This window comes from Myxococcus dinghuensis (assembly GCF_024198235.1).
GTDB lineage: Bacteria > Myxococcota > Myxococcia > Myxococcales > Myxococcaceae > Myxococcus > Myxococcus dinghuensis.
The window spans coordinates 1-20950 of record NZ_JAKCFB010000027.1 but is presented as its reverse complement, the minus strand read 5'-3'; the positions used below and the strand labels follow the sequence as shown (position 1 = coordinate 20950).

Genomic DNA, 20950 nt, shown 5'->3' with positions numbered 1-20950 from the left:
CGTCGTGTCCGACGCGCTCAGTGTTCGTAGGCCCTGGCGATCATCAGCCGCTGCATGTCGCCGGTGCCCTCGAGGATGTCGAAGGCCTTCGCGTCCCGGTAGAACTTCTCGATGCGGTCTCCCGCCGTGGCCGCCTTCACGGGGAACATCGCCGCCAGCTTGTGGGCCAGCTCCATGGAGACGGTGGAGGCGAACGCCTTGGCGAGCGACGCGTCCGTCGACGCACGCCCTCCCGCGTCGAACTTCCACGCCGCGCGCAACGCGAGCATCTGCGACGAGCTGATGCGGGCACGGAACACGCCCAGCTCCTCGCGCGCCTGCTCCACCTTCGCCCGGGGAAGCTCCGCCTCGCCCTCCGCGAGGCACTGCTCCGCGTACTCCACCATGCCCAGGCATCCGCCGTTGATGAGCGAGGAGAGCACCGGGCGCATGTAGTCCCACGACGCCTGCGCGCCGGTGAACGCATCCACGTGCGGGCCCCGCTTGCCGGTGTGGCCGAGCATGCTCGACGCGGGGAGGCGGCAGTCGGTGAACGACAGCGTCGCGAGCTGGCTGGCGCGCAAGCCCATCATGTCCTCGCAGCGGTCCACCGCGAAGCCGGGCGTGTCGCGAGGCACCACGAAGGCGCGGATGGCGAACCGCCCCTTGTTGGGGTCCAGCGACGCGAACACGACGACCACGTCCGCGCGCCCGCCGCTGGTGATGAAGCACTTGGTGCCGTTGAGCACGTAGTCCGTGCCGTCGCGCGTGGCCACCGTGCGCATGGCGGCGGCGTCCGAGCCGCCTTGGGGTTCGGTGATGGCGAACGCGCCCCAGACGGGCCGCGTCTGCCCGAGGAAGCGGTTGAAGTACGCGACCTTCTGCTCCTCCGTGCCCAGCGCGAGCACGGGCGGCGCGGACAGGCCGGGCCCCGGCAGGCCGATGGGCAGCGCCGGACACAGCCGGCCGATGCGCTCGAACACCACCGCCCGGCGCACCGCCGTGGCGGTGAGCACCACGCCCCCGTACTGGGGCGGCATGTTCACCCGGTTCTGGAGGTCCACCGGCACCAGCGGCCAGAACTCGGGGGGAATCTCCGCGTCCGCGTCGGCCCGGGCGGCGATGGGTGGGATGTGGCGCTGCATCGCCTCGAACAGCGGCCACGACTCCGGGTCGTCTCGGCGTATCTCCTCCAACACCGCCTCGGGGTCGATCCTCATGGGCTGCTCTTCTGCCCGGCGGTGCCCTGCGCGGCCCGGTACGTCTCCAAGAGCGCCTTCACGTCGATGCCGTCGATGGTCATCCCGTCGTAGGTGGAGTCCGTGATGGCCACGCCCACGAAGCTGGCCTGCTTGATGGTGCTGCCGTCGAAGAGGACGTTGGTGAAGCTCGACTGCGACAGGGCCACTTCCGCGAAGGTGCTGCCCGTCAGCCGCACGTCCTCGAACGTGCTGGTGGCCAGGTCGGAGTCCGAGGCTTCGATCTTGTGGACGGCGTCGTTGAGGTTGATGGTACTCATGTCGGTTGCACCTTCGGGTTGTCGGAACGGAGTTCGGTGAAGCAGCGCCACACCACCGCCAACGCGGTGGCGCCAAAGCCGAGGATGAGCCCCCACCAGACGCCCTGGACGCCCAGGCCGAGCACCGGCCCGAGCAGGACCTGTCCTCCCGAGGCGATGACGCAATAGCCGATGAGGCACTGCACGAGCGGCGCGCGGGTCTGGCCCACGCCACGCAGGATGGCCGCGCCGATGAAGATGATTCCCTGGATGGCCAGCAGCAGCCCGCCCGGGAGCATCAGCTGCTCCAGCAGCAGGCGCGTCCCGGGCTCGAAGGCCGCGGGTCCCAGGAACAGCGCGCCCAGCGACGCGGAGGCCGCCGCGAACAACGCGACGACGGCCCCGCCCAGCACCGCGCCCACCACCAGCGACGTCACCGCCACGCGGTTGCGGTTGAGCGCGTCCCCCGCCGAGTGCAGCACGGCGACCCGCTGCACCGCCGCCTGCCCGAGGCCGATGGGGATGACCTGCCCCAGCGACACGCACAGCAGCACGACGGAATGCACCGGCATGGCGGACACCCAGTAGCGGCCGATGAGCAGCGAGCTGACCAGGGGCGCCAGGCACTCCAGGAGGATGACGACGCCGATGGGCCAGCCCACCGCGACGACGATGCCCAGGGCGATGCGCCACTTCACCTGGGCCTCCGCGAGGACCTCCGGCGTGAAGCGCAGGTCGGGCAAGGCACGCCACGACACCCGGGCCAGGAGCAGCATGAGCCAGTTCGCCGCCGCCACGGAGCCCAGCACGCCCAACGCGGCGCGTCCCGGCCGATCGGGCCAGAGGGATTGGGTCGTCATGGCGAGCACCACGATGGCCAGCGCGCCCAGCACGTAGATGATGGTGACGAGCCCCGCCTTCTCCCGCAGCGAGGCGTGGACGCGATAGACGACCATCCACACCGACGGGAGGATGCCCAGCGCCGCGGTCACGCCCAGCGGGCCCGCCAGCGCCGCCACGTCCGCGTCCAGCCGGAGCAGTCCCAGGATGGGACCGATGGCGATGCTGAGGCCCGTCATCACCGCGCCGAAGACGAACGACAGCGCGAGCCCCGCGACGATGGCCGCCGCGTACATCCCCGGCTCCTTCCGCCCGAGCGCGCGGCCCGCCACGAAGTAGAGCGCCTGGAGGCAGCCGGACACACCCAGGAAGATGGTCAGGTTGATGGCGTTCACCAGCGAGAAGCTGGAGAACGACAGCGCGGACTCCTTCGCGACGATGCTCGCGACGTAGAGGCTCGCGAACACCGGCACCACCTGGGTCGCGACCGTCTTCAGCGCGAGCACGGACAGGTCCCGGATGACCGAGGAGAGGGTTCCCGCGGGAGCAGCCCCCGCTTCCACTGGCGCGGACGTGGTCATCCCTGGCCCTCCGTCGCGCTCACCGCGCGCCAGAGCTGGGTGCCCACGGAGCCGCCGTAGGACATGCCCCAGGAGAGGAACAGCCCACCAGGACTCTGCGCTCCATCCACCAGTCGCGCGAGCAGCGCGGGCGCGGCGGCGGCGCACCAGTAGCCGTCATCCTCCGGCGGCGCGATGACGGGCGCTTCGATGCCCAGTCGCTCCCGCAGCCGCTGGTCCACGTCCGGACGCAGGCCCGAGGCGACCCAGCCGGAGAGGTCCTTGCCGGACACGTCCTGCTCCTGGAGGAAGTCGCGCAGCACGGACGTCGCCGCGTCGAGCATCGCCTCGGTGTCGAAGGTCGGCGTGGGCGCCGCGCGTCCGGGCTCCCGGGCGGGTGCCTGGAGCACGGGGAGCCCGGGCATCTGGATGGGCGGGATGGGGCGGACCTCGACGGGCGTCTCGCGGACGAACGGGTCGAAGCTGCGCACCGCGCCGCCCACGTAGCGCAGCCCCGGGCCCTCGCCCCGGGTGAGCCAGAACGCCACCGCGCCGTCGCCGAGCGGCACGGCGGGCTCCCAGTAGCGCGGGAAGGCGACGGGCCACCGCTCCACGGCGAGGAAGAGGGCGCCGCTGCCCGGCTTCGTCAGCATGGCGTCCACGATGTCGATGGCGCCCGCGAGCGAAGCCCCCTGGAGCTGGGCCACGGAGAAGTAGGGCACCTTCGACAGGCCCACCGCGCCCGTCACGCCGCCGATCATCGAATGGAAGACGCTGCTCGAATCGAGCGAGCTGGCTGAACACACGACGAGCCCACAGCGCGCCACCATGTCCTTCAGGGGCAGGGCCTCGGCGAGCGCGAGCACGGCCTGCTGGGTCAGCTCCGCCTGCGTCGCCGACCGGGAGATGCGGAAGCGTCGACCCTCCGGCGCGTGGGCCGCGGCGCGCTCACAGAGCTCCTTCGCGTCGAGTCCGAGCTGCGAATAGAGGAACTCCGCCGTGGTGCGGTCGGGAGACACCTCCGCCGTGCCGTACTCGGCCTCGGCCGCGCGCGCCCACTGGGGCACGTCGACCACGTCGGGGGGCCTCACCACCCGCGCCCAGGTGAGGGTCAAAGGCGCTTCAGCGGGCATCAACCTTGCCCCTCACGAACGCGACCAGGTCGTCCCAGCGGCCGAACAGGTCCGCGGACAGGTCCTCCACGTCGATGACGATGTCGAACGCCTTCTCCAGCGCGGACAGCAGCACCACGACGTTCAGTGACTCGAGGCCCAGCTCGTACAGGTTGGTGTTGCCGGCCAGCTCCTGCGGCGGAATCTCCAGCTTGAGCACTTCGATGACCACGGCTCGGAGCTTGTCGACGAGGTCGTCCGCGGAGGGGGTGCTCGCTGCGTCTGCCTGGGTTGTCATGGGTTCGGTCCCTTCGGGTTGGGGGGAGGACTGGCTTGGAGCGGCTTGATTTCGAGGGCCGCGTGGTACCGCTCGAAGAGGGCGGTCCTGCGCGCGTCGAACTCCGCGGTGTCGCGGGAGGAGAAGATGAGCAGGCCGGTGAAGTCCGTGCAGTGCGACGCGGGCGCCTGGAACTTCTCCAGCTCCAGGTCGATGCGCACGTGGTGGATCCACGGCTCGCTGAACATGTCGGGCGTCGCCGCGCGCTTGACGAAGCCGGCGACCGGCTGGCGGAAGCCCATCAGCCCGTGCGTCTGGCCGGCCCTCATCCCGATGGGCGGGATGAGGTCGCCACGTCCACCCTCGAGCAACAGCAGCGCCTGGGAGTAGTTGACGCCGTACTGCCCCTCCATCATCAGGACGATGCCGCCGCCACCGGGCCGCGCGGCGATCTCCAGGAAGACGATCTCCCCCTGGGCCGTGACGAAGCACTCCATGTGGGTCACGCCGTTGCCGAGCCGCAGCACCTCCACCACGCGCGTGGAGAGCGCCTCGAGCCGCTCCTTCAGCTCACCCTCGGTGAGCATGACGCTGACGAAGGGCGTGCCGGCGGCGAAGTCGATGTTGGCCATGCCCGGCAGGTACGGTGCGCTCGCGGTGACCAGGGGCACGCCGTCCCGGACGATGGCGTTGACGTGGTAGAGCACGCCGTCGATGAACTCCTCCGCCTCGAACGACGCGGACGGGAGGTTCTTGGCGTACCAGGCGTCGAGCTGCTCCGGCGAAGCGGCGAAGGAGACGTCTCGTGAGCCCTGGCCGTCCACGGGCTTGAGGGCCAGCCGGCGGTGCTTCGCCAGCAGCGCCTCGACGGCGGCCCGGTCCGCGCAGCTCGCGTGTTCGGGGACGCGGACGCCCGCCTCGCGCAGGAGCTTCTTCATCAGGACCTTGTCGCGGAAGCGCCGGGCCTCCTCGGGACGGGCGCCGCCGACGCCCAGCTCGGTGCGCAGGCGCGCGGCCAGGTCGACCATCTGCTCGTCCAGGGTGGCGACGGCGAAGATGCCGTGCTCGGCGTGGCGCTTTGCCGCGGCCTTGCTGATGTCATCCGGGTTGCGCCAGCGGACGACCTCCGTGTCCACGCCCGGGAAGTATTCCACGTTGGCCTTGTCCACGAAGACGACGACGGGGAAGGGCAGCCCCTCGAGGATGGACCGCCCCTGGAGTCCGATGAACGCGCGTCCATCTCCCCGCGCGAGGATCAGCATCTTGCTCATGACACACTCCCGGAAATGGCCTGACCCGCGTGGGCGACGCCCCCGTGGTCCGCGGTGGATGGGAAGGAGAGGCGGCTCGTCCAGCCCGTCGGTGTCGCGACGGCGTCCGGCGCGCAGCGGACCAGCATCGCGCCGGCATGCCCCGCCGGTGACGCCGTCCAGATGACGACCCGCCGGGATGTGCCTGCCTTCACGGCTTGCGCGATGGCGGAACGCAGCGCCACGAGGGGCGAGGCGCTCGACAGGTGGATGCCCGGGACGGGGGCCTCGAGCACCCCGCCGATTCCCGAGGCCTCGGCCAGCCGCGTGTTCAGGTCCTGCTCGAAGGTGTCTCCCGCGAGCGACAGCGCCGCGCGCTCCACGTCCGGGTGCCGCGAGAGCAGTTGGTGGATGCACTGCTCGGCGTGGGCGCGCACGTGCTCGAGTTGCTGCGGCGCGGGCGCCGTCCACAGGTCGTGCCCAGGTGGTCGGCAGGAGGCGACGAGGTCCTCGACCTCGGCGATGGGCGCGGCCACGAGGCCGTTGGCGGCCACGATGCTGGCGGCCGAGGCGTCCGCGTAGGTGGCGAGCCCCGGGACACGTCGGAAGAACGGCGCGATCCACTTGTCGGAGGCGGAGACACACGCGAGGTGGCCCGCCCGGGTGTCCATGGCCGCGAGCTGGAACACCGTCGGCACGCCCGCGGTGCCGAGCTGGCCGATGCTCATCGCCCGCTTCGCGTGGCGGAAGTGGTCGTGCTCGACGCGCAGGCAGGCGGAGCCCAGCACCTGCTGGTCCAGCGAGCACTGCGCATGGAGGATGGAGCGGACATGGGGCGCGGTGGACGGCTCCGCGGTGAGCACGTCCCCCACGGCCCGCGAGGCCAGCTCGCTGCTGCGCTCCTTCTCGGCGGCGGCGGTGGGCGCGGAGTAGCGCTCGCCCAGGATGAGCGTGCCGCCGCGTCGCACGGTGGGCGGGCGCGAGCGCGAGCCCGCGGCGTCGAGCAACTGCCGGTAGCCCGTGTGGAGCGTGGTCCCGAGCAGGTTCGTGTGGTCGGCGCTCGGGGGGATGAAGACCCCCAGCGAGGCGATGCGGAGGACGTGCTTCATGGCGTGCCCGCTCCCTGCGCCGTCGCCCCGTGGGACGGGGGCAGCAGCGTGATGACCGCGTAGGCGCCCACGTTGGACTGTCCGCACGAGGCGACCGCGCGCCCCTGGGCCAGCAGCGGGAAGCCCCGGTCGACGAGGTTCACCGCGAAGTCGTTCGAGCAGGCATGACCGCGCTCGCGGATGTTCTCCAGGAAGAACGCGGTGTCGGGCAGGCCCAGCGTGTCGGCGATCTGCACCCAGTAGTGCCGGTCGGCGTTGATGGGCAGCAACTGGCCGTACTCCCGCAGGGGGATGCCCGTGGCCTGGCTGTGCTCCTCGAAGAGCAGCTTCGTGTGCAGCCACGTGTAGCGGCCAATCATCTCCGTCGTCCTGGGATTGCTCGGCCCTTCGTGGAGCTCGGCGAAGTTCTTGTAACTGACGGCTCCGACGCGGCAGCGCAGGTCCTCCTTCGCGAGCAGCACCGCGGACGCGCCGTCGCTCTGGATGCCCGCGTCCTGGCGGATGCGGTGCTTCGCCTTGCCGAAGACGCGGTCGGAGGTGACGACCAGCGCGTAGCGGGCGTCGTCGTCGTCCGCGAGCAACCGCGCGGCCCAGTCCATCGCGCCCACCACGCCCGCGCAGGCGATGTGGCCTACGGAGAAGCACAGGCGGGGCGACATGCCGTAGCGCCGCACCAGCTCCGTGAGCAGCGAGCTGGGGGGCGCCGGCATGCTGAAGGCCTGGGTGTGCGCGTGCACGAGGTAGCGCACGTCGGAGAGGCGCGCGCCCCTCGCCGCGAGCTGGTCGATGGCTCCGGCGATGAGCTCCGCGTCGGAGTGCTCGGGGCCCTCGTGGAAGTAGCGGCACCCGTTGGCGAGCAGCTCCTGCACGAGCTGCGGGTCGACGCCTCGCGAGGAAGCCCACTCGACGATGTCGATGGCGGGACCCGGCAGGTGGTAGGCGGCGTCCGTGATGCCCACCGGCGTGGGGGATGTCTGCTCAGTCATGGGCGGCCTCCGGCGCGCCGTGCGTGGATGGGAGGGCGGGCGTGGGCGCGGCCTGGAGGCCCCGGAACGTCCTGCCCTGCTCGGAGACGACGTCGGGATACAGCTCCCCGAAATCGGCGAGCGTCATGTCGTAGGTCCAGCGGTCCTGGCGTTGCCCGTCGACGACGTGGCGCGAGCGCTGGACGCCGGAGCGGCGCATCCCCACCACGTTGTGCAGGTAGATGGACGCGCGGTTCGACGCCACCACCCAGGAGTTGGCCACCTGCCGGCCATGGTCCAGGAACCCCGACGCCATCACCCCGATGATGGCGCCCGCCACGTCGTTGCGGACCGTGCGCCGCACCGTCCCGTCGCGCACGACCCACACCTCCATCGCGCCCATCTGGTCGTCGATGTTGTTCAGGCAGACGAGGCCCAGCGGGGCGCCCTCGCCGGGCAGCCGGAACAGCCGGGCGTACACGCGGGGACTGGTGAGCAGCAGGAAGAGCTCCCGGCGCGACAGCTCCTGTCGCCCGTTGCCGAAGTCCAGCCAGCAGCGCACACCCGGCGGGGTCATCCACGCGCCGACCGCGTCGAGGTGCTCCGACGTGAAGCGCAGCAGCTCCATCCGGGGCAGCCGCGTGCCCGGGAGGGTAGGGACCGGGGGCGTGTTCATGGCGCCCCGCCGGAGTCGAGGATGAAGCCTCCGAAGCAGCCGCCGATCCCGCTGGAGAACACCAGGTGACGGCCCGGGCGGCGCAGCACGTCCGCGTCGGAGATGTTGATGATGGCGTCCGAGCCGAACGCGTGGCCCACGCGGCCGAAGTTGCCGTCGTAGAGCCTGTCCTCCGGCAGGGACAGCGAGCCCACCACCTGCCGCCAGACCTGGAGGTTCACGTTGTGGGGCAGGAGGCTGGCCAGCTCCCCGGGCTCCACCGCCGCGGCCTTGAGCACGCGCCGGATGACGGAGATGAGCGTCCAGACGTAGTTCGTGTCCGTCCGGTAGAGCGAGTCCGGCAGCACGCCCTGCGCCACGCGCGGGTCGTTGTAGGTTTGCAGTCCGCGCACGCGTCCCGGTGCGTCCCGGCGCACGAGGATGGCGGAGGCCGCGTCGGAGTGGACGCCCGCGTCGCCCACCAGCCGGTACTCCTCGCGAACGATCATGTCCGCGGTGACCACCAGCGCGGAGCGCCACGCGGTGTGCCGGGTGAACAGCGCGTCCAGCACCCGCAGCGCGTGCAGGGAGGAGACACACTGCTGCTGGGTGATGCCCAGCGCGTAGGCACGGGACAGGCCGCACGCCTTCCTCAGCGTGCCCGCCAGGGTGTACGGCATGGGCATCGAGCTGAGCGGCGAGGTGTGGCAGACGACGAGCGCGTCCACCTCCCGGGCCTCGACGCCGCCCGCCGCGAGCGCGCGGGAGATGGCGTCACGCCCCAGGTCGACGAGCCCGTCGTGCTCGGCGCGGTGGAAGTGGTTGGCGCCGTTGCGCAGGAGCGTCTGTCGGCGCTCCTCGTCCACCGCGAGCGAGGTGCACCACGCGTCCACCGTGTCCGCCGTCTTCGCCAGGGCGTAGGCCGTCGCAGCAATCCCAATCATCTCGATGCTCCGCTGTCCGCGCTCATGCCGACCTCACTGCCGTCTGCTCAGGAACAGGCTCAGCCGGCTCGTGGTCGAGGCCGAGCCGTACTCGCTGTCTCGTGCTCCGAAGTACTGCTGGAACTGCCCGCCCACGGACCAGTCGGTCCACGGGCTCCAGGACACCGCCTGCTGTGTGAGCCCGCTCCAATCGAGGTTGTTGACCTGGACGAAGCTCGACAGCTCCAGGCCCCGGACGTCGAAGGCGTCGCGCCACGCGAGCCGCGCGAAGGACCCGTGGCGCAGCATCGGCTCCAGCTCGAACGAGCGCTGCGCGCGCATGCCCGCCAGTGTCCGCAGCCGCGCGTCGGCGACGCCCCGCCATTGGCGCCATGCGTCCGCGCCGAGCGCGTCGCTGGCGAACTGCTGCTCCACCGTCAGCTCGATGCCCAGCGGCAGTGTCCACATCACGTTCGCGGCCCACCGCGTGCACCAGCCGTAGCCGAGGTCGGGTGTGTCGGGGCCTCCGAGCCGGTGGCAGCCCCCGACGAGTCCCTCGGCGTTGAACACCCAGGCATCCCCGAGCAGCGCGGACAGGTTGACGCCGAGTCGCGGACGCTCCTCCACGCGGGCGAGCAGGAGCACGTCGAGCGACAGCCACTCGCGCACCTGGGGCGCCCACTTCGCGTAGAAGGCCGCGTCCCGATTCGTGCGGTGGAGCGCCGGCGAATACCAGGGACCCTCCAGCATCGGGTCCTGCGTGCTCAGCGGCGGCACGAGCGCGGCGGTCCACGCGCCGCTCTCGTGGAGGTACTGCGCCAGCGCCACCACGGTGCCCAGCCGGTTCAGCCGGAAGGCGTTTGGATCCAACGAGAGAGGTTGGCGGACAGCGCCTGCTTTGAAAAAGTCAGTGGGACTGTAACCGCTGCCCACGCCATTGCGGATGTTGACGCGTCCGACGTCGAAGAAGAGCGGATGGGCGTCGTCGCCCACCTGCCAGCGGACCCACAGCTCGCGCAGGTTGTTGAGCGCGCTGTCGAAGTCGCGGCCCTCGTCCCCGGCGCGCAGGCCGAGCGTGCCCTGCCACTGGTTCGACAGGCCCACGGTCCAACGACGTCCCGGCTGCCACTCCCGGCGGAAGTCGAGCACCACGCGCCCGACGTGCGCGGCGCGGGTGTCCTCGGAGATGGGCGTGGGGCGCTGGGTGAGGCGCTGGAGCCAGAGCTGCGCCTCGAGCCCCCAGGCGATGGGCGCGTCCTCGTCGGCGGGGGGGAGGTCCGGCACCTCCGGCGGGAGGTCGAGCCCAGGCGGGAGCTCGGGCATCGCGTCCGTCACCGGCAGCTCCGGCATACCGTCCGTCGCGGGCAGCTCGGGCATCGCGTCCGTCGCGGGCAGCTCAGGCATTCCGTCCGTGGCGGGCAGCTCAGGTGCCCCGTCTGTGGAGGGAAGCTCAGGGACGCCGCCCGTGGATGAGAGCACGGGAGCTCCGTCCGTGGTGGGCGGCACCTGCGTGCCGTTCGGTGCGGAGAATGCGGGCTGCGCGTTCAGCGAGGAGAACGCTGGCGACGCGTTCGTGGCGGGCGAGGCGGTGCGGGCCGTGTCCTGCGCGTCGCCGGGCGTGGCGAGCAGGAGGAGCGCGACGCAGGGGAGCGTCCGCAGCGTGCGCGTCGGGCGCGCGGTTGTCACGGTGTCGCCGCGCATGGCCAGGGCTACTCTTCTCCTCGGAAGCGAGGCAGGTAGTCGCGTTGGAGCCAGGTCTTCGGAATCTCGCGCCACTGGAAGTTCGACGCCCGCATGACGGTGATCCACTGGGTGTCGAGCCCGTCGATGATGACGGTCTCCGTGGGACGCTCGCGCTCCAGCGCCGTCTCGAACTTGCGGAAGAAGGCCGTCTTCAGGAGCCGTCCCTCGGTGGTGAAGAACTGGGCCTTGAGGGGCCGGCCGTTCTCCTCGTCGACCCAGTAGTCGACCCGGGCGTAGGCCACGTCCTTGCGCTGCGCGACGAGCTTGAGCTTCACGCACGTGCGCTTCTGCTTCGTGTCGTCCTCGAGCGTCTCGCGCCCCACGGCCTCGGCGGTGTAGGCCTTGGCGAGGTTCGTGTTCATCACGTCGCCGTTGGACGCCTGTCCCAGCAAGCGGGCCTGGGGCGACACGCGGACGCTCGCCTTGCTGGCGGGGTCGTAGAACCAGACCTCCATGCCGTTGCGCAGGATGAGCTTGCCCAGGTCGCGGCGGGGCTGGGTGTAGCGGATGAGGCTGTTGTACTGCGCGTTGTCCGCCGCGAACTTCGAGTAGACGACGAGCGTGGAGGTGTCGACGCGCTTGCCCGCGCGGTACTCCGTCAGCGTGGTGGTGACGGAGAAGTCGCGGTCGGGGTTGCGGACGGCGTCGGCGCGCGCGAGCAGCTCCTGCGCGGACTCCGCCGCCAGGGCAGGCGTCGCGACCAGGACGAGCAGCGCCGCGGTGGCGGCACGCAGCAGGGCCTCACGCATGGCGCAGCGCCTCCGTGACTTCCATCCGCGCCGCGCGGTTCGCGGGCCACAGCGCGGACAGGCAGGCCACCAGCGACAGCCCGACCACCGTCGCGAGGATCAGCGTGGGGTTGCCCAGCACGTCCACGCGCAGCGGGATGGGCGAGGAGCGGCCCGGAGGCGTCCACGTGAAGCGGCCGGCATGCAGCCCCACCTGCACGAGGATGGACACCCCCGCGCCGATGAGCGTGCCGAACAGGCCGAGCAGCGCGCCCTCGAGGACGAAGATTCCCCGGATGGTGCCCCGCTGGAAGCCCAGGGAGCGCAGCGTCCCGATCTCTCCGATGCGCTCGCCCACCGCCATGTTGATGGCGTTGGCGATGGAGAACAGGGCGATGAAGCCCATCAGCACCGCGATGAAGGTGAAGACGGACGTGTAGCTGGCGACGATCTGCTCGTAGACCGGGCTCACCTGGAAGAACGTCAGCACCTCCAGGTCTCCGGAGCCCTTCACCAGCTCGCTCACCCGGGCGCGCGCGGCCTCCATCAGGTCCGTCCGCTTCAACTGGATGACGATGGCGGAGACGGCGTGCTCGTCCGGGCCGAACACCAGCCGCTGCGCCAGGGACAGCGGCATGGCCACGTAGATGGCGTCGATGTCCCGGATGACCTGCCGCTCCGCCTGGAGGACGGACATGCGCACCACGTTGGGCAGCCCGCCAGGCGACGCGGCCAGCAGCTCGATGGTCGCCGGAGCCTTGGCGTCTCCCTCGGGAGCGGTGGGCTGCTCGGCCAGGCCCAGCGCCGCGATGTCCTCGGGGAGGGACTCCTCCTGGGCGCTGGCGACGCGGCGCGGGGGCAGCGTCTTGCAGTCCTTGAGCCCCAGCGGGCCGCACAGGGCCAGCAGCTGCGCCATCCGGAAGCCGATGATGCCGCCGTCCGGGAGCTCGGCCTTCAGCGCCGACCGGCCCGGGGGGATGCGCACGCCGAACCCATCCCACGCCAGCAGGGACAGGTACTCGGAGGGGATGACGCCCTTGCCGGAGAAGCTGCTGGAGGCCCCGGCGGAGAAGTTGCCCGCCGTGCCCTCCACGTTGAGCACCGGCGTGGCGACGGCGAGCATGGGCGCGAGGACGGGGTCGCTCCGCAGCGTGGCGAGCAGCGTCTCGTAGTCGCGGATGGAGAAGCGCCCCACGTCCCCGCGGCCGAAGTCGAGGTAGTCCTTGCGGACGAGCTGCAGATGGCCGTGCTGGCGCACGGTGATGGTCTGCAACCCCTGGACGTTGTCGTTGACGTACCCGCCGAACACCAGGATGGCCAGGGTGCCGACGACGAGCGCCACCACCGTGAGGGCGGAGCGGCGCGCGTTGCGCAACACGTTGCGCGAAGCCAGTGCGACGATGTTCATGACACCCCCTGGGCCGGCGCGAGGGGCGCCTGGCGACGGGTGCTCTCCACGACCCGGCCGTCCTCGATGAGGATGCGCTCGTCGGCGTCCTCGATCATCTGGGGGTCGTGGGAGGAGAGGATGAAGGTGGTCTGGTGCTCGCGCTGCATGGCGCGCATCAGCGCGATGAGCTCCGCGCCCGTGCGGCGATCCAGGTTGGCGGTGGGCTCGTCCGCCAGCACCAGCCGGGGCCGCTTCACCATGGCCCGCGCCACGGCGACGCGTTGCCGCTGGCCACCGGACAGCTCCGCGGGACGCCGGTGCAGCAGGTCCCCCAGCCCCACCGCGGTGAGCATGGCCCGGGCGCGCTCGCGCCGCTCCGCCGGGTCGCGGACGGTGAGCTGCAACGGATACTCCACGTTCTCCAGCGCCGTCAGGACCGGGAGCAGGTTGAAGTTCTGGAACACGAACCCCAGGTGCTGCGCGCGGAACGTCGTCCGTGCCGCGTCACTCAGCGCAATGACATCCTGCCCGGCGATCTCCAGCGTCCCGGACGTCGGCATGTCCAGACATCCGAGCAGTTGCAGCGCGGTGCTCTTGCCGCTGCCGGACGGGCCGCAAATCACCGTGTACGAGCCAATGGCTATCGTCAGGTCGATGCCACGCAGCGCGTGAACCGTGGTCTTCCCGAGTTGATATTGCTTCGTCACCTGCTGCAAACGCGCGGCGACGCCCGTCGAGGACGGAGGTGGCTGCTCCATGGGCTGATGAACCTTTGGGGCGCTCGAGCCGCGGGTCGGTTTGCGATGAGGACTTCCCGCGATACCGGAAAAAGGCCCTGTGTTTGAAATATGACATAGGCCCGCTCGCTGGGTCAACCGCCCCTGACGCGGGCCGCCATGACGTCACATCTGCATCAAGTCGATACAGGCGCCGTGGTCTCGTGTGACTCATGGTGGATGGGCTGCAATCCGCCATAGGTGAGGACACGCCACAGCCACTCGGCGGGGCCGAAGCGGAAGGATTTGAACCACAGGTGGCTGAAGACAACCTGGGCCGCGAAGATGCCCAGGGCGATGGCGACGCTCAGCGACGCGGGGGTGTTGCCGACGAGCCCCAGGCCCCAGCCGTCATAGATGGCGATGCAGATCAGCGTCTGCGCCAGGTAGTTGCTCAGGGCCATGCGGCCCACCGGGGCGAGCAGCCCCAGCACGCGCCGCCAGAAGGGGCGCTGGAACAGGAGCGCGAAGAGGGAGACGAAGGCGGCGCTCAGGAACAGGTAGCCCACGTCCTGGAGGTTGTTGAGCAGGAACATCCCCACGTCGTCCGGCGGCGTCCAGATGCGCGCGTTCTTCAGGCGCATCACCACCAGCCCCGGCAGGGTGATGAGCAGGCCCAGGACGAGCCCCCCCACCCACGTCCGGCGCAGCCACTTCCGGTGGCGCTCCACGTCGTGGAGGACGCGCAACCGCCCCGCGAGCAGGCCCAGCAGGAAGCGGCCCACGATGAGGCTGAAGACGAGCGCCCGGTTGGAGCGGAAGAACGTCTCCAGGCTGTAGCGCGCGTTGCCCGACTGGGACGTCCAGAACGAGTCGCTGGAGAGCGCGGCCAACAGGTCGGCGCGCTGGGTGGCCTCCTCCGTCTGGGCGGCCTCCTTGAGGACCTCCGCCGCCTGTTCCCCGTGCAGCCACACCGGCACGAAGCGCTGGAGGGCGGGGATGAGCAGCGGCGCCACGCCCAACAGCGCCACCGCCCACAGGACGAGGGTGCGGTTGTCGCGCTGGCGGAAGGCGAGCAGCAGGAAGCCCGCGATGGCGTACGTGTGGAGGATGTCCCCCGACCACAGCGCGAACAGGTGGACCAGCCCGAAGCCCAGCAGCACCAGCAGGCGCCGCGTGTAGAGCGGGACGATGGAGGCCCCGCGGGCCTCGGCGCGCGTCAACTGGATGGAGAAGCCCAGGCCGAAGAGGAACGCGAAGATGGCCAGGAACTTCTGGTGCACGAAGAGCTGGAAGAGATTGCTCACCACCTTCTCCAGCGGTGGCCCCGCGAGCGCCTCCGCCCGCGCCGGGGGGATGAGCGCGCGACCGCTGAACCAGACGAAGCTGTTGGCGACGAGGACTCCGCACAGGGCGAAGCCGCGCAAGGCGTCGATGAGCGTGAGCCGCTCGGTGACGTCGACCGGGCTGGCGTGACTGGCAACGCCTTCGGCTGGCGCGGACAAAGAGGTGCTTGCCATGCGTTCAGGAAACACCTGTCTCCGCACGAACGTCAACAACCCCACGGAAGACATGATTTACGGTTTCGTGTCTGGGTTGTCCCGAAACACATCGAAATTGTCGCATGGGTGCGGGTCGCCCCAGTCGCGGGGGGACCGGTCTTGGCTCCCTCTCGGGTTGCGCTCACGGGTGTTTCACCGGAGCAAGAGGTGTGGGGCGAGTCCCGCGTTGTTTCAGCGGGTGAGAAGGAGCCGGCAGCGCAGGCCGCCGTTGCGGACCGGCAGGCCGCGCGCGTCCGGCAGCGCGAGCGCCCTGATGAGCATCGCGTCGTCCGGCACGAGGAGGGCGGCGCGCCAGCCCGGGAAGCCGTGGCGGAGCGTGGTGCCGAGCGCGCGATAGAGGCCGGGCAGGTCCTCGGCCTCGCCCACGCGCTTGCCGTAGGGCGGATTGGCCACGAGCAGGCCCGGACCTCCGGGGGGCGCCATCAGCGCGCGCACGTCCTGGCGCTCCAGCGTGAGCGTCACGCCCGCGCGGCGCGCGTTGCGCCGGGCCGTGCCCAGCGAGCCCGCGTTGATGTCGAACCCGCGCAGCGCGGACCGGGGCGTGGCCAGGGCCTCGTCCTGCGCCTTCTTCTTGCGCGTGCTCCAGGCGTTCGCGTCGAAGCCGGGGAAGGACTCGAAGGCGAAGCCCTCGCGCAGCCCCGGCGCGTGACGCATGGACATCCAGGCGCCCTCCACCAGGAACGTGCCCGAGCCGCACATCGGGTCGACCAGCGGCTCGACCCCGTCGTAGCCGGCGAGCAGGAGGATTCCCGCGGCGAGCGTCTCGCGCAGCGGCGCGCGGCTCACCTCCTGGCGGTAGCCCCGGCGGTGCAGCGGCTCGCCGCTGGTGTCCGCGCTGACGGTGAAGGCGTCTCCCTCGACGCGGACGAGCAGCGTGAGGCCCGGTCCGCCCTCCTCGTCGAGCGGCCCCGCCTTCTCCACCGAGGCCAGGTTCCAGGCCCTGGCGGCGGCCGTCAGCACCACGTCCTGATGGGGCACGTCCGCGCGCTTGAGCACCACCGCGAGCCGCGGCGGCGCGCGGCCCGCCCACAGGTGCGACAGCTTCAACGCGGCCAGCCCCCGCGTCAGCGACGCGACGTCGGTGGCGTGGAAGGTGCCCACGCGCCACAGCACGCGGCTGGCGGTGCGCAGCCGCAGGTTGGCCTCCTGGTGCAGCCCGGCCGGGCCGGACACCTCCACGCCGCCCTCCACGCGCCGGGGGCGCCAGCCGAGCAGGGTGGCTTCCTGCTCCAGCGCGGGCTCGAGGCCGGGGAGGGTGGAGACGTAGAGGTGCTCTTCGGCGCGGGTGGTCATCACGGGGCGCCCCATTGTCCGCGCTCCGGTGGCGACCGCAACGACTCAGTGACGCCGGCGCGCGGGTCCCCTCACGGCGAGGGCACCGCGGGCGGGTCCGCGGCGAAGGGGAGGCGGGAGGGCGGGGGCTCCGCGTAGACGCCCTGGTAGGAGACGGGGAGCAGCCGGGCCACCCGCCGCATCATCGCGTCGACCAGGGCCTGGCGCGGGTCCTCCGCTCCGGCCACCTCCGACTCCAGGTCCTCGATGCGGAACGCCGGGCCCATGCGCACGCGGACGTGGGCCTCGAAGAGCCGCTCGCCTCCCATGTCCCGGTCGTTGATGGGCATCAGCTTCTCCGTGCCCGTCAGCGCCACCGGCACCACCGGGACGCCCGCGCGCTTGGCGATGAGCGCCACGCCCTTCTTCGCCTGCTGCAGCGCGGCCGTCCGGCTGCGCCCGCCCTCCGGGAAGATGAGCACGGAGCGGCCACCCTTGAGCGTCTCCACCGCGCGGCGCATCGCCTCGATGTCGGGCGAGTTGGGCTTGATGGCGATGGTCTCCATCGTCTCCGACGCCAGCCGCGTCATCACCGTGCTCTGCAGCTTCACGCCCGCCAGGAACACGGGGCTCCGGGGCCGGAAGGCGCGGTCCAGCGTGAAGCCGTCCGCGTTCGACAGGTGGTTGCAGATGAAGAGGCAGGGGCCGTCCGGCAGCAGGCCCTTGCCCTCCACCACCTCGTCCGCCAGCGCGTCCCAGACGCCGTCCATCAGCATGCGCACGACCTGACGACGGGCACTGTCCGGCAACCTGTCCATCAGCGCGAAGAGAATGCGGAGCACGCGAGTATCTCCTCCACCTCGAGGGGCCGACCCGGGAGCATGGACCGACCGATGGAGGGGGCATCCGGCCGGTTGTCGCCAGGGCGTGAGCGCCGCCACTGGCCCCCAGAAGATGTAGTTCCATGACGCGCCGAGGTCAGCGCCCGTGTCGCGGGGGCTCCCCGCCCGCATGCCGTCCCGTCGTGCAGCCAACGCTCCGGGGCGACTGCGGGGTGGGGCGCGCCGGGCTCCGTCACGCGTCGGTGTCGAGCGCCGGCCGTCCACGCCGTGCGCCAGGTCATCGGCTTGGAGCCCGGGTTGCGCTATGGGGAGGGCATGAGCGCCGCTGAAGCCGCCCCCTCGCGCAGCAGGAAGCCCGTGGAATACGAGGTCACCGTCGACCGCGTGCGGATGGACACGCACGACACGGCGACGCTGTTCCTCGACTTCGGAGACGCCCCGCCCGAGTACAAGGCCGGGCAGTTCCTCAACATCGACCCGCACCAGTTCTCCGCACTCGGGCGCCTGTCCGCCTACCTGCAGGAGCAGAAGGGGCGCAAGGAGCCGCAGCGCTCGTACTCGCTGGCCTCCGCGCCCCACGAGCGGCACGTGGCCATCACCGTGAAGGACGAGGAGTTCATCCCGGGCCTCACCCGCTACCCGCCGCTGCTGTCGCCCTTCCTCGTCCACGGGCGGCTCACCGGCGCGCGCCTCAAGGTGACGGGCTTCATGGGCCCGTACGTCCTGCCGGACGACGTGGAGCAGCGCACCGACCACATCGTCCACCTGGTCGCCGGCTCCGGCGCGGTGCCCAACTTCGCCATCCTCAAGGACGCGCTCCACCGGGGGCTGAAGCCGCGCCACACCTTCCTCTTCTCCAACAAGACGTGGAGCGACGTGCTCTACCGGGAGGAGCTGGAGGCGCTGGAGCACCAGCACCCGGACCGGGTGCGCGTGGTGCACACCCTCACCCGCGAGACGGACGAGGGGCGCTTCGGCCCGCACGTGCGCAAGGGGCGCGTGCACCAGTCCCTCCTGGAGGAGCTCATCCCGGACCCGGGCGCGTGCCTCGTCTACGCGTGTGGCCCCGCGATTACGCCGTGGGACCGGCGCAAGGCCCTGGAGACGCGCACCCCCGCCACGCCGCGCTTCATCGAGACGACGCTCGGCCACCTGCACGCGCTGGGCATCGAGGACAAGCGCATCAAGCGGGAGACCTACGGGTAGGCGTCAGCGGCAGCACCACCTCGAAGCGCGCGCCGCGGCGGGGCCTCCCGCCGGCGCGCACCTGCCCGCCATGCGCCAGCACCACGCGCTTGACGATGGCCAGGCCCAGCCCGCGGCCATTGGCGCGGGTGAGGAAGAAGGGCTCGAAGATGCGGCGAGGGTCCACGTCCGGGATGCCCGGGCCCTCGTCCTCCACCACCAGGCGCACGCCCTCGGGCACCGTGTCCACGCTCACCTTCACGCGGCCCCCCGCGGGAGAGGCCTGCACGGCGTTGCGCACCAGGTGGGTCGCGGCGAGCTGGAGCAGCGTCTCGTCGCCCTCCATCTCCGGCATGTCCGGCGCCTCGTCCACGGTGAAGCGCAGGGTGGGCGCGTCCGGCGGGCCGTGGAGCTGGCCCAGCGCGCGGCGCACCAGCTCGCCCAGGTGGACGCAGCGGGGCCGCAGCTCCAGCGGACGCACGACGTCCAGCAGGTCCCGGACGATGTCCTCCAGGCGGATGACCTCCTCCTCGAGCATGCCCACTGCGGCCTGGCCGGTGGGCCCCAGGTGCGCCTCGCGTCGCAGCACCGCCACCGAGTTGAGGATGGCGCCCAGGGGGTTGCGCACCTCGTGGGCCACCACGCCCGCGGCCTCGCCCAGCACCGTCAGCCGTTCGGTGGCGACGAGCTCCTCCTGCAGCCGTGACACCTCCTCCAGCCGCACCTCCGCCCTGTGGTGGTGGCGCACGTTCTCCAGCACGCCGCCCAGCATCCGCGCGAACAGCTCCAGCGTGCCGGCGCCCGCGGGCGTCAGCCCCTCGCCCTGCACCGCGAGGACGCCGAAGGGCTGCCCGTCCACGAGGATGGGCGCGTCCAGCGCGCGGATGCCCGGCGGGTAGGCGCGCCGGATGTCCTCGTACACCTGGCTGGAGTGGATGCGGTGGGCCACCCCGAGCGCGTCCTGGTGGAAGGCCGCCTTGCCCTGGGAGAGCACCTCCTCCAGGTGCGGCAGCATGGCGCGCGGGAAGCGCACCTCGGCCAGGGGCATGCCGTACTGCCGCTCGGCCTCCGCGACGACGCGGGCCTGCTGGCGCATGGGGCCGTGGCGGAAGCTGTCCCCGTCGATGAGGAGCACCGCCACGAAGAAGCCTTGCTGGTGCACGGCCTCCACCGCCGTCTCCAGCACCTGCCGTTCGTCACGGCTGTGCAACATGTCCGCGGCGGCGGCGCCCAGCGCGCGCGTGAGGCGCCGCGCGGCGCCCTCGCCCTCCGCGTCGTTCATCAGCACCACCGTCTCCTCCGGCGAGGCGCCTTGCGCGTACGTCGCCGTCACCACGCGCTGCTGGCCGTCCGCGCGGCGCAGGCGCAGCCACAGGGGCCGCTCCGGACGCAGGCCGCCCTGGTTGAGCGTCTCGTGGAACGTCTCCACCCAGGCCCGCTCCTCCGGGACGAAGCGGGCGATGAGCGTCGAGACGGGGGTCGAGCACACCTCCTCGAGGGAGATGCCCAGCAGCGAGGCCATGGCCTCGTTGGCCAGGAGCACCTTCTCCCCCCGGATGACCGACGCGGGGGTGGGGAGCCGGGCGAGCAGCCAGTAGTCGGGTGGCGCGGCGGGGGCGTCAGCGGGCACGGGGGGCGTCCAGGGCTGCTGCGGGGCGGGGCCCAGAGGGGCGGAGGGCGCGATGCAATCGGATCCCCCCACCCCCGTAGGAAGGGGCGGAGGGTGTCATGCTCTCAGGAGGCTGCGCGATGAACTTCATGAACGTGATGGGCCAGGATGACTTGGAGCTCAAGGCGGTGGTGGCGGTGATGGCCACCTTCGTGATGACCGGAGCCGTCCTGCTCGGCCAGCTCCTGTAGCACGCGTCTCCCTGGGGGCGCGTCCGGCGCGCCCCCGACGGCTACTTCGGGGGCTTGCGGCTCACGAACTGCTGGATGAAGTCCCGCTCCTCCTTGCGGAGGCTGCTGAGCCGCAACCCGTAGCCGCGCGGGTTCTTGCCGTCGTCGAGGGAGTTCTCCCAGATGACGGAGCTGCGCAGGGTCATCACCCGCGGCGGCTCGTCGAAGCGCAACGTCAGCTCCACCAGGGTGCCCAGCCGCAGCGGCTTGTCCGTGGCGATGAAGAGGCCGCCCGAGGACAGGTTGATGATGCGGTGGTCCGTGAAGATGCCCGTGTTCTTCATCGACACCTTCACGTCCGCGTGGATGCGGTCGTCCTGGCGTCGCTCCAGGCCCACGAACTCCGCGGCGGAGTAGGTGGGCGCGGGGGGCGGCTTGCGCGCCACGGGCGCGGGCGGCGGCGGCGCGGGCGGCGGCGGCTGGTGCGTGCGCTGCACGGGCGGCG

At 71.4% G+C, this 20950-nt stretch carries 20 protein-coding genes; 1 reads left to right on the top strand and 19 read right to left on the bottom strand.

Translation table 11 applies throughout. The features are described 5' to 3' along the window. Nucleotides 1-17 precede the first annotated feature (17 nt). The 17 genes from LZ198_RS28835 to LZ198_RS28755 all read right to left on the bottom strand — a co-directional run bounded on the left by LZ198_RS28835 (nucleotide 18) and on the right by LZ198_RS28755 (nucleotide 17421). Nucleotides 18-1199 carry an acyl-CoA dehydrogenase family protein gene (locus tag LZ198_RS28835; protein WP_253975306.1) on the bottom strand — a complete coding sequence of 394 codons (1182 nt, stop codon included), beginning with the start codon at nucleotides 1197-1199 and terminating at the stop codon, nucleotides 18-20. Continuing rightward, nucleotides 1196-1498 carry a pentapeptide repeat-containing protein gene (locus LZ198_RS28830; RefSeq protein ID WP_253975305.1) on the bottom strand — a complete coding sequence of 101 codons (303 nt, stop codon included), beginning with the start codon at nucleotides 1496-1498 and terminating at the stop codon, nucleotides 1196-1198. Before LZ198_RS28830 ends, LZ198_RS28835 begins: the two co-directional genes overlap by 4 nt. Further along, nucleotides 1495-2898 (bottom strand): MATE family efflux transporter, encoded by a 1404-nt coding sequence (locus LZ198_RS28825; protein WP_253975304.1) that lies wholly within the window; start codon nucleotides 2896-2898, stop codon nucleotides 1495-1497. The genes LZ198_RS28830 and LZ198_RS28825 overlap by 4 nt, the downstream gene beginning before the upstream one ends. Continuing rightward, the gene (locus LZ198_RS28820) at nucleotides 2895-4010 is read right to left on the bottom strand and encodes a hypothetical protein (RefSeq protein ID WP_253975303.1); all 1116 of its coding nucleotides are present in this window, start codon (nucleotides 4008-4010) and stop codon (nucleotides 2895-2897) included. The genes LZ198_RS28825 and LZ198_RS28820 overlap by 4 nt, the downstream gene beginning before the upstream one ends. Then, entirely contained in the window at nucleotides 4000-4287 is a 288-nt protein-coding gene (locus tag LZ198_RS28815; protein WP_253975302.1) for a phosphopantetheine-binding protein, read from the bottom strand. Before LZ198_RS28815 ends, LZ198_RS28820 begins: the two co-directional genes overlap by 11 nt. Further along, nucleotides 4284-5537, bottom strand: coding sequence for an ATP-grasp domain-containing protein (locus LZ198_RS28810; RefSeq protein ID WP_253975301.1), 1254 nt, complete (start codon nucleotides 5535-5537; stop codon nucleotides 4284-4286). The genes LZ198_RS28815 and LZ198_RS28810 overlap by 4 nt, the downstream gene beginning before the upstream one ends. Further along, nucleotides 5534-6625, bottom strand: coding sequence for a hypothetical protein (locus LZ198_RS28805; RefSeq protein ID WP_253975300.1), 1092 nt, complete (start codon nucleotides 6623-6625; stop codon nucleotides 5534-5536). Before LZ198_RS28805 ends, LZ198_RS28810 begins: the two co-directional genes overlap by 4 nt. Then, nucleotides 6622-7611: a beta-ketoacyl-[acyl-carrier-protein] synthase family protein gene (locus tag LZ198_RS28800; protein WP_253975299.1), complete on the bottom strand. Its 990-nt coding sequence runs from the start codon at nucleotides 7609-7611 to the stop codon at nucleotides 6622-6624. The genes LZ198_RS28805 and LZ198_RS28800 overlap by 4 nt, the downstream gene beginning before the upstream one ends. Beyond that, nucleotides 7604-8266 (bottom strand): GNAT family protein, encoded by a 663-nt coding sequence (locus LZ198_RS28795; RefSeq protein ID WP_253975298.1) that lies wholly within the window; start codon nucleotides 8264-8266, stop codon nucleotides 7604-7606. Before LZ198_RS28795 ends, LZ198_RS28800 begins: the two co-directional genes overlap by 8 nt. Continuing rightward, the gene (locus LZ198_RS28790) at nucleotides 8263-9189 is read right to left on the bottom strand and encodes a beta-ketoacyl-[acyl-carrier-protein] synthase family protein (RefSeq protein WP_253975297.1); all 927 of its coding nucleotides are present in this window, start codon (nucleotides 9187-9189) and stop codon (nucleotides 8263-8265) included. The genes LZ198_RS28795 and LZ198_RS28790 overlap by 4 nt, the downstream gene beginning before the upstream one ends. 33 nt (nucleotides 9190-9222) lie before the next feature. Further along, the gene (locus LZ198_RS28785; RefSeq protein ID WP_253975296.1) at nucleotides 9223-10869 is read right to left on the bottom strand and encodes a hypothetical protein; all 1647 of its coding nucleotides are present in this window, start codon (nucleotides 10867-10869) and stop codon (nucleotides 9223-9225) included. A gap of 8 nt (nucleotides 10870-10877) precedes the next feature. Beyond that, entirely contained in the window at nucleotides 10878-11660 is a 783-nt protein-coding gene (locus LZ198_RS28780; protein ID WP_253975295.1) for an outer membrane lipoprotein-sorting protein, read from the bottom strand. Then, a complete protein-coding gene (locus tag LZ198_RS28775) occupies nucleotides 11653-13047 on the bottom strand; it encodes an ABC transporter permease (RefSeq protein WP_253975294.1) in 1395 nt (464 codons plus the stop codon). The genes LZ198_RS28780 and LZ198_RS28775 overlap by 8 nt, the downstream gene beginning before the upstream one ends. Continuing rightward, entirely contained in the window at nucleotides 13044-13787 is a 744-nt protein-coding gene (locus LZ198_RS28770; RefSeq protein ID WP_253975293.1) for an ABC transporter ATP-binding protein, read from the bottom strand. The genes LZ198_RS28775 and LZ198_RS28770 overlap by 4 nt, the downstream gene beginning before the upstream one ends. A gap of 155 nt (nucleotides 13788-13942) precedes the next feature. Continuing rightward, the gene (locus LZ198_RS28765) at nucleotides 13943-15265 is read right to left on the bottom strand and encodes a DUF418 domain-containing protein (RefSeq protein ID WP_253975292.1); all 1323 of its coding nucleotides are present in this window, start codon (nucleotides 15263-15265) and stop codon (nucleotides 13943-13945) included. A 213-nt stretch (nucleotides 15266-15478) separates the two neighbouring features. Further along, nucleotides 15479-16615, bottom strand: a complete 1137-nt coding sequence (locus LZ198_RS28760) for a THUMP domain-containing class I SAM-dependent RNA methyltransferase (RefSeq protein ID WP_407667478.1) — start codon at nucleotides 16613-16615, stop codon at nucleotides 15479-15481. A gap of 56 nt (nucleotides 16616-16671) precedes the next feature. Beyond that, the gene (locus tag LZ198_RS28755; RefSeq protein ID WP_253975291.1) at nucleotides 16672-17421 is read right to left on the bottom strand and encodes a lysophospholipid acyltransferase family protein; all 750 of its coding nucleotides are present in this window, start codon (nucleotides 17419-17421) and stop codon (nucleotides 16672-16674) included. 315 nt (nucleotides 17422-17736) lie between these two features. Here LZ198_RS28755 and LZ198_RS28750 point away from each other — a divergent pair, with 315 nt between their 5' ends. Further along, nucleotides 17737-18627 carry a ferredoxin reductase domain-containing protein gene (locus tag LZ198_RS28750; protein WP_253975290.1) on the top strand — a complete coding sequence of 297 codons (891 nt, stop codon included), beginning with the start codon at nucleotides 17737-17739 and terminating at the stop codon, nucleotides 18625-18627. Here LZ198_RS28750 and LZ198_RS28745 read toward each other — a convergent pair. Next, nucleotides 18605-20236, bottom strand: a complete 1632-nt coding sequence (locus LZ198_RS28745) for a sensor histidine kinase (RefSeq protein ID WP_253975289.1) — start codon at nucleotides 20234-20236, stop codon at nucleotides 18605-18607. The genes LZ198_RS28750 and LZ198_RS28745 overlap by 23 nt on opposite strands. A gap of 271 nt (nucleotides 20237-20507) precedes the next feature. After that, nucleotides 20508-20950, bottom strand: a 443-nt coding sequence (locus LZ198_RS28740; protein ID WP_253975288.1) for a TIGR02266 family protein, incomplete at its 5' end; no start/stop codon positions are given.

Bases quoted from the DNA above. Each gene is read 5' to 3' on its own strand.
- LZ198_RS28835 (WP_253975306.1), bottom strand. From the start codon at position 1,199: ATGAGGATCGACCCCGAGGCGGTGTTGGAGGAGATACGCCGAGACGAC.
- LZ198_RS28830 (WP_253975305.1), bottom strand. From the start codon at position 1,498: ATGAGTACCATCAACCTCAACGACGCCGTCCACAAGATCGAAGCCTCG.
- LZ198_RS28825 (WP_253975304.1), bottom strand. From the start codon at position 2,898: ATGACCACGTCCGCGCCAGTGGAAGCGGGGGCTGCTCCCGCGGGAACC.
- LZ198_RS28820 (WP_253975303.1), bottom strand. From the start codon at position 4,010: ATGCCCGCTGAAGCGCCTTTGACCCTCACCTGGGCGCGGGTGGTGAGG.
- LZ198_RS28815 (WP_253975302.1), bottom strand. From the start codon at position 4,287: ATGACAACCCAGGCAGACGCAGCGAGCACCCCCTCCGCGGACGACCTC.
- LZ198_RS28810 (WP_253975301.1), bottom strand. From the start codon at position 5,537: ATGAGCAAGATGCTGATCCTCGCGCGGGGAGATGGACGCGCGTTCATC.
- LZ198_RS28805 (WP_253975300.1), bottom strand. From the start codon at position 6,625: ATGAAGCACGTCCTCCGCATCGCCTCGCTGGGGGTCTTCATCCCCCCG.
- LZ198_RS28800 (WP_253975299.1), bottom strand. From the start codon at position 7,611: ATGACTGAGCAGACATCCCCCACGCCGGTGGGCATCACGGACGCCGCC.
- LZ198_RS28795 (WP_253975298.1), bottom strand. From the start codon at position 8,266: ATGAACACGCCCCCGGTCCCTACCCTCCCGGGCACGCGGCTGCCCCGG.
- LZ198_RS28790 (WP_253975297.1), bottom strand. From the start codon at position 9,189: ATGATTGGGATTGCTGCGACGGCCTACGCCCTGGCGAAGACGGCGGAC.
- LZ198_RS28785 (WP_253975296.1), bottom strand. From the start codon at position 10,869: ATGCGCGGCGACACCGTGACAACCGCGCGCCCGACGCGCACGCTGCGG.
- LZ198_RS28780 (WP_253975295.1), bottom strand. From the start codon at position 11,660: ATGCGTGAGGCCCTGCTGCGTGCCGCCACCGCGGCGCTGCTCGTCCTG.
- LZ198_RS28775 (WP_253975294.1), bottom strand. From the start codon at position 13,047: ATGAACATCGTCGCACTGGCTTCGCGCAACGTGTTGCGCAACGCGCGC.
- LZ198_RS28770 (WP_253975293.1), bottom strand. From the start codon at position 13,787: ATGGAGCAGCCACCTCCGTCCTCGACGGGCGTCGCCGCGCGTTTGCAG.
- LZ198_RS28765 (WP_253975292.1), bottom strand. From the start codon at position 15,265: ATGGCAAGCACCTCTTTGTCCGCGCCAGCCGAAGGCGTTGCCAGTCAC.
- LZ198_RS28760 (WP_407667478.1), bottom strand. From the start codon at position 16,615: ATGGGGCGCCCCGTGATGACCACCCGCGCCGAAGAGCACCTCTACGTC.
- LZ198_RS28750 (WP_253975290.1), top strand. From the start codon at position 17,737: ATGAGCGCCGCTGAAGCCGCCCCCTCGCGCAGCAGGAAGCCCGTGGAA.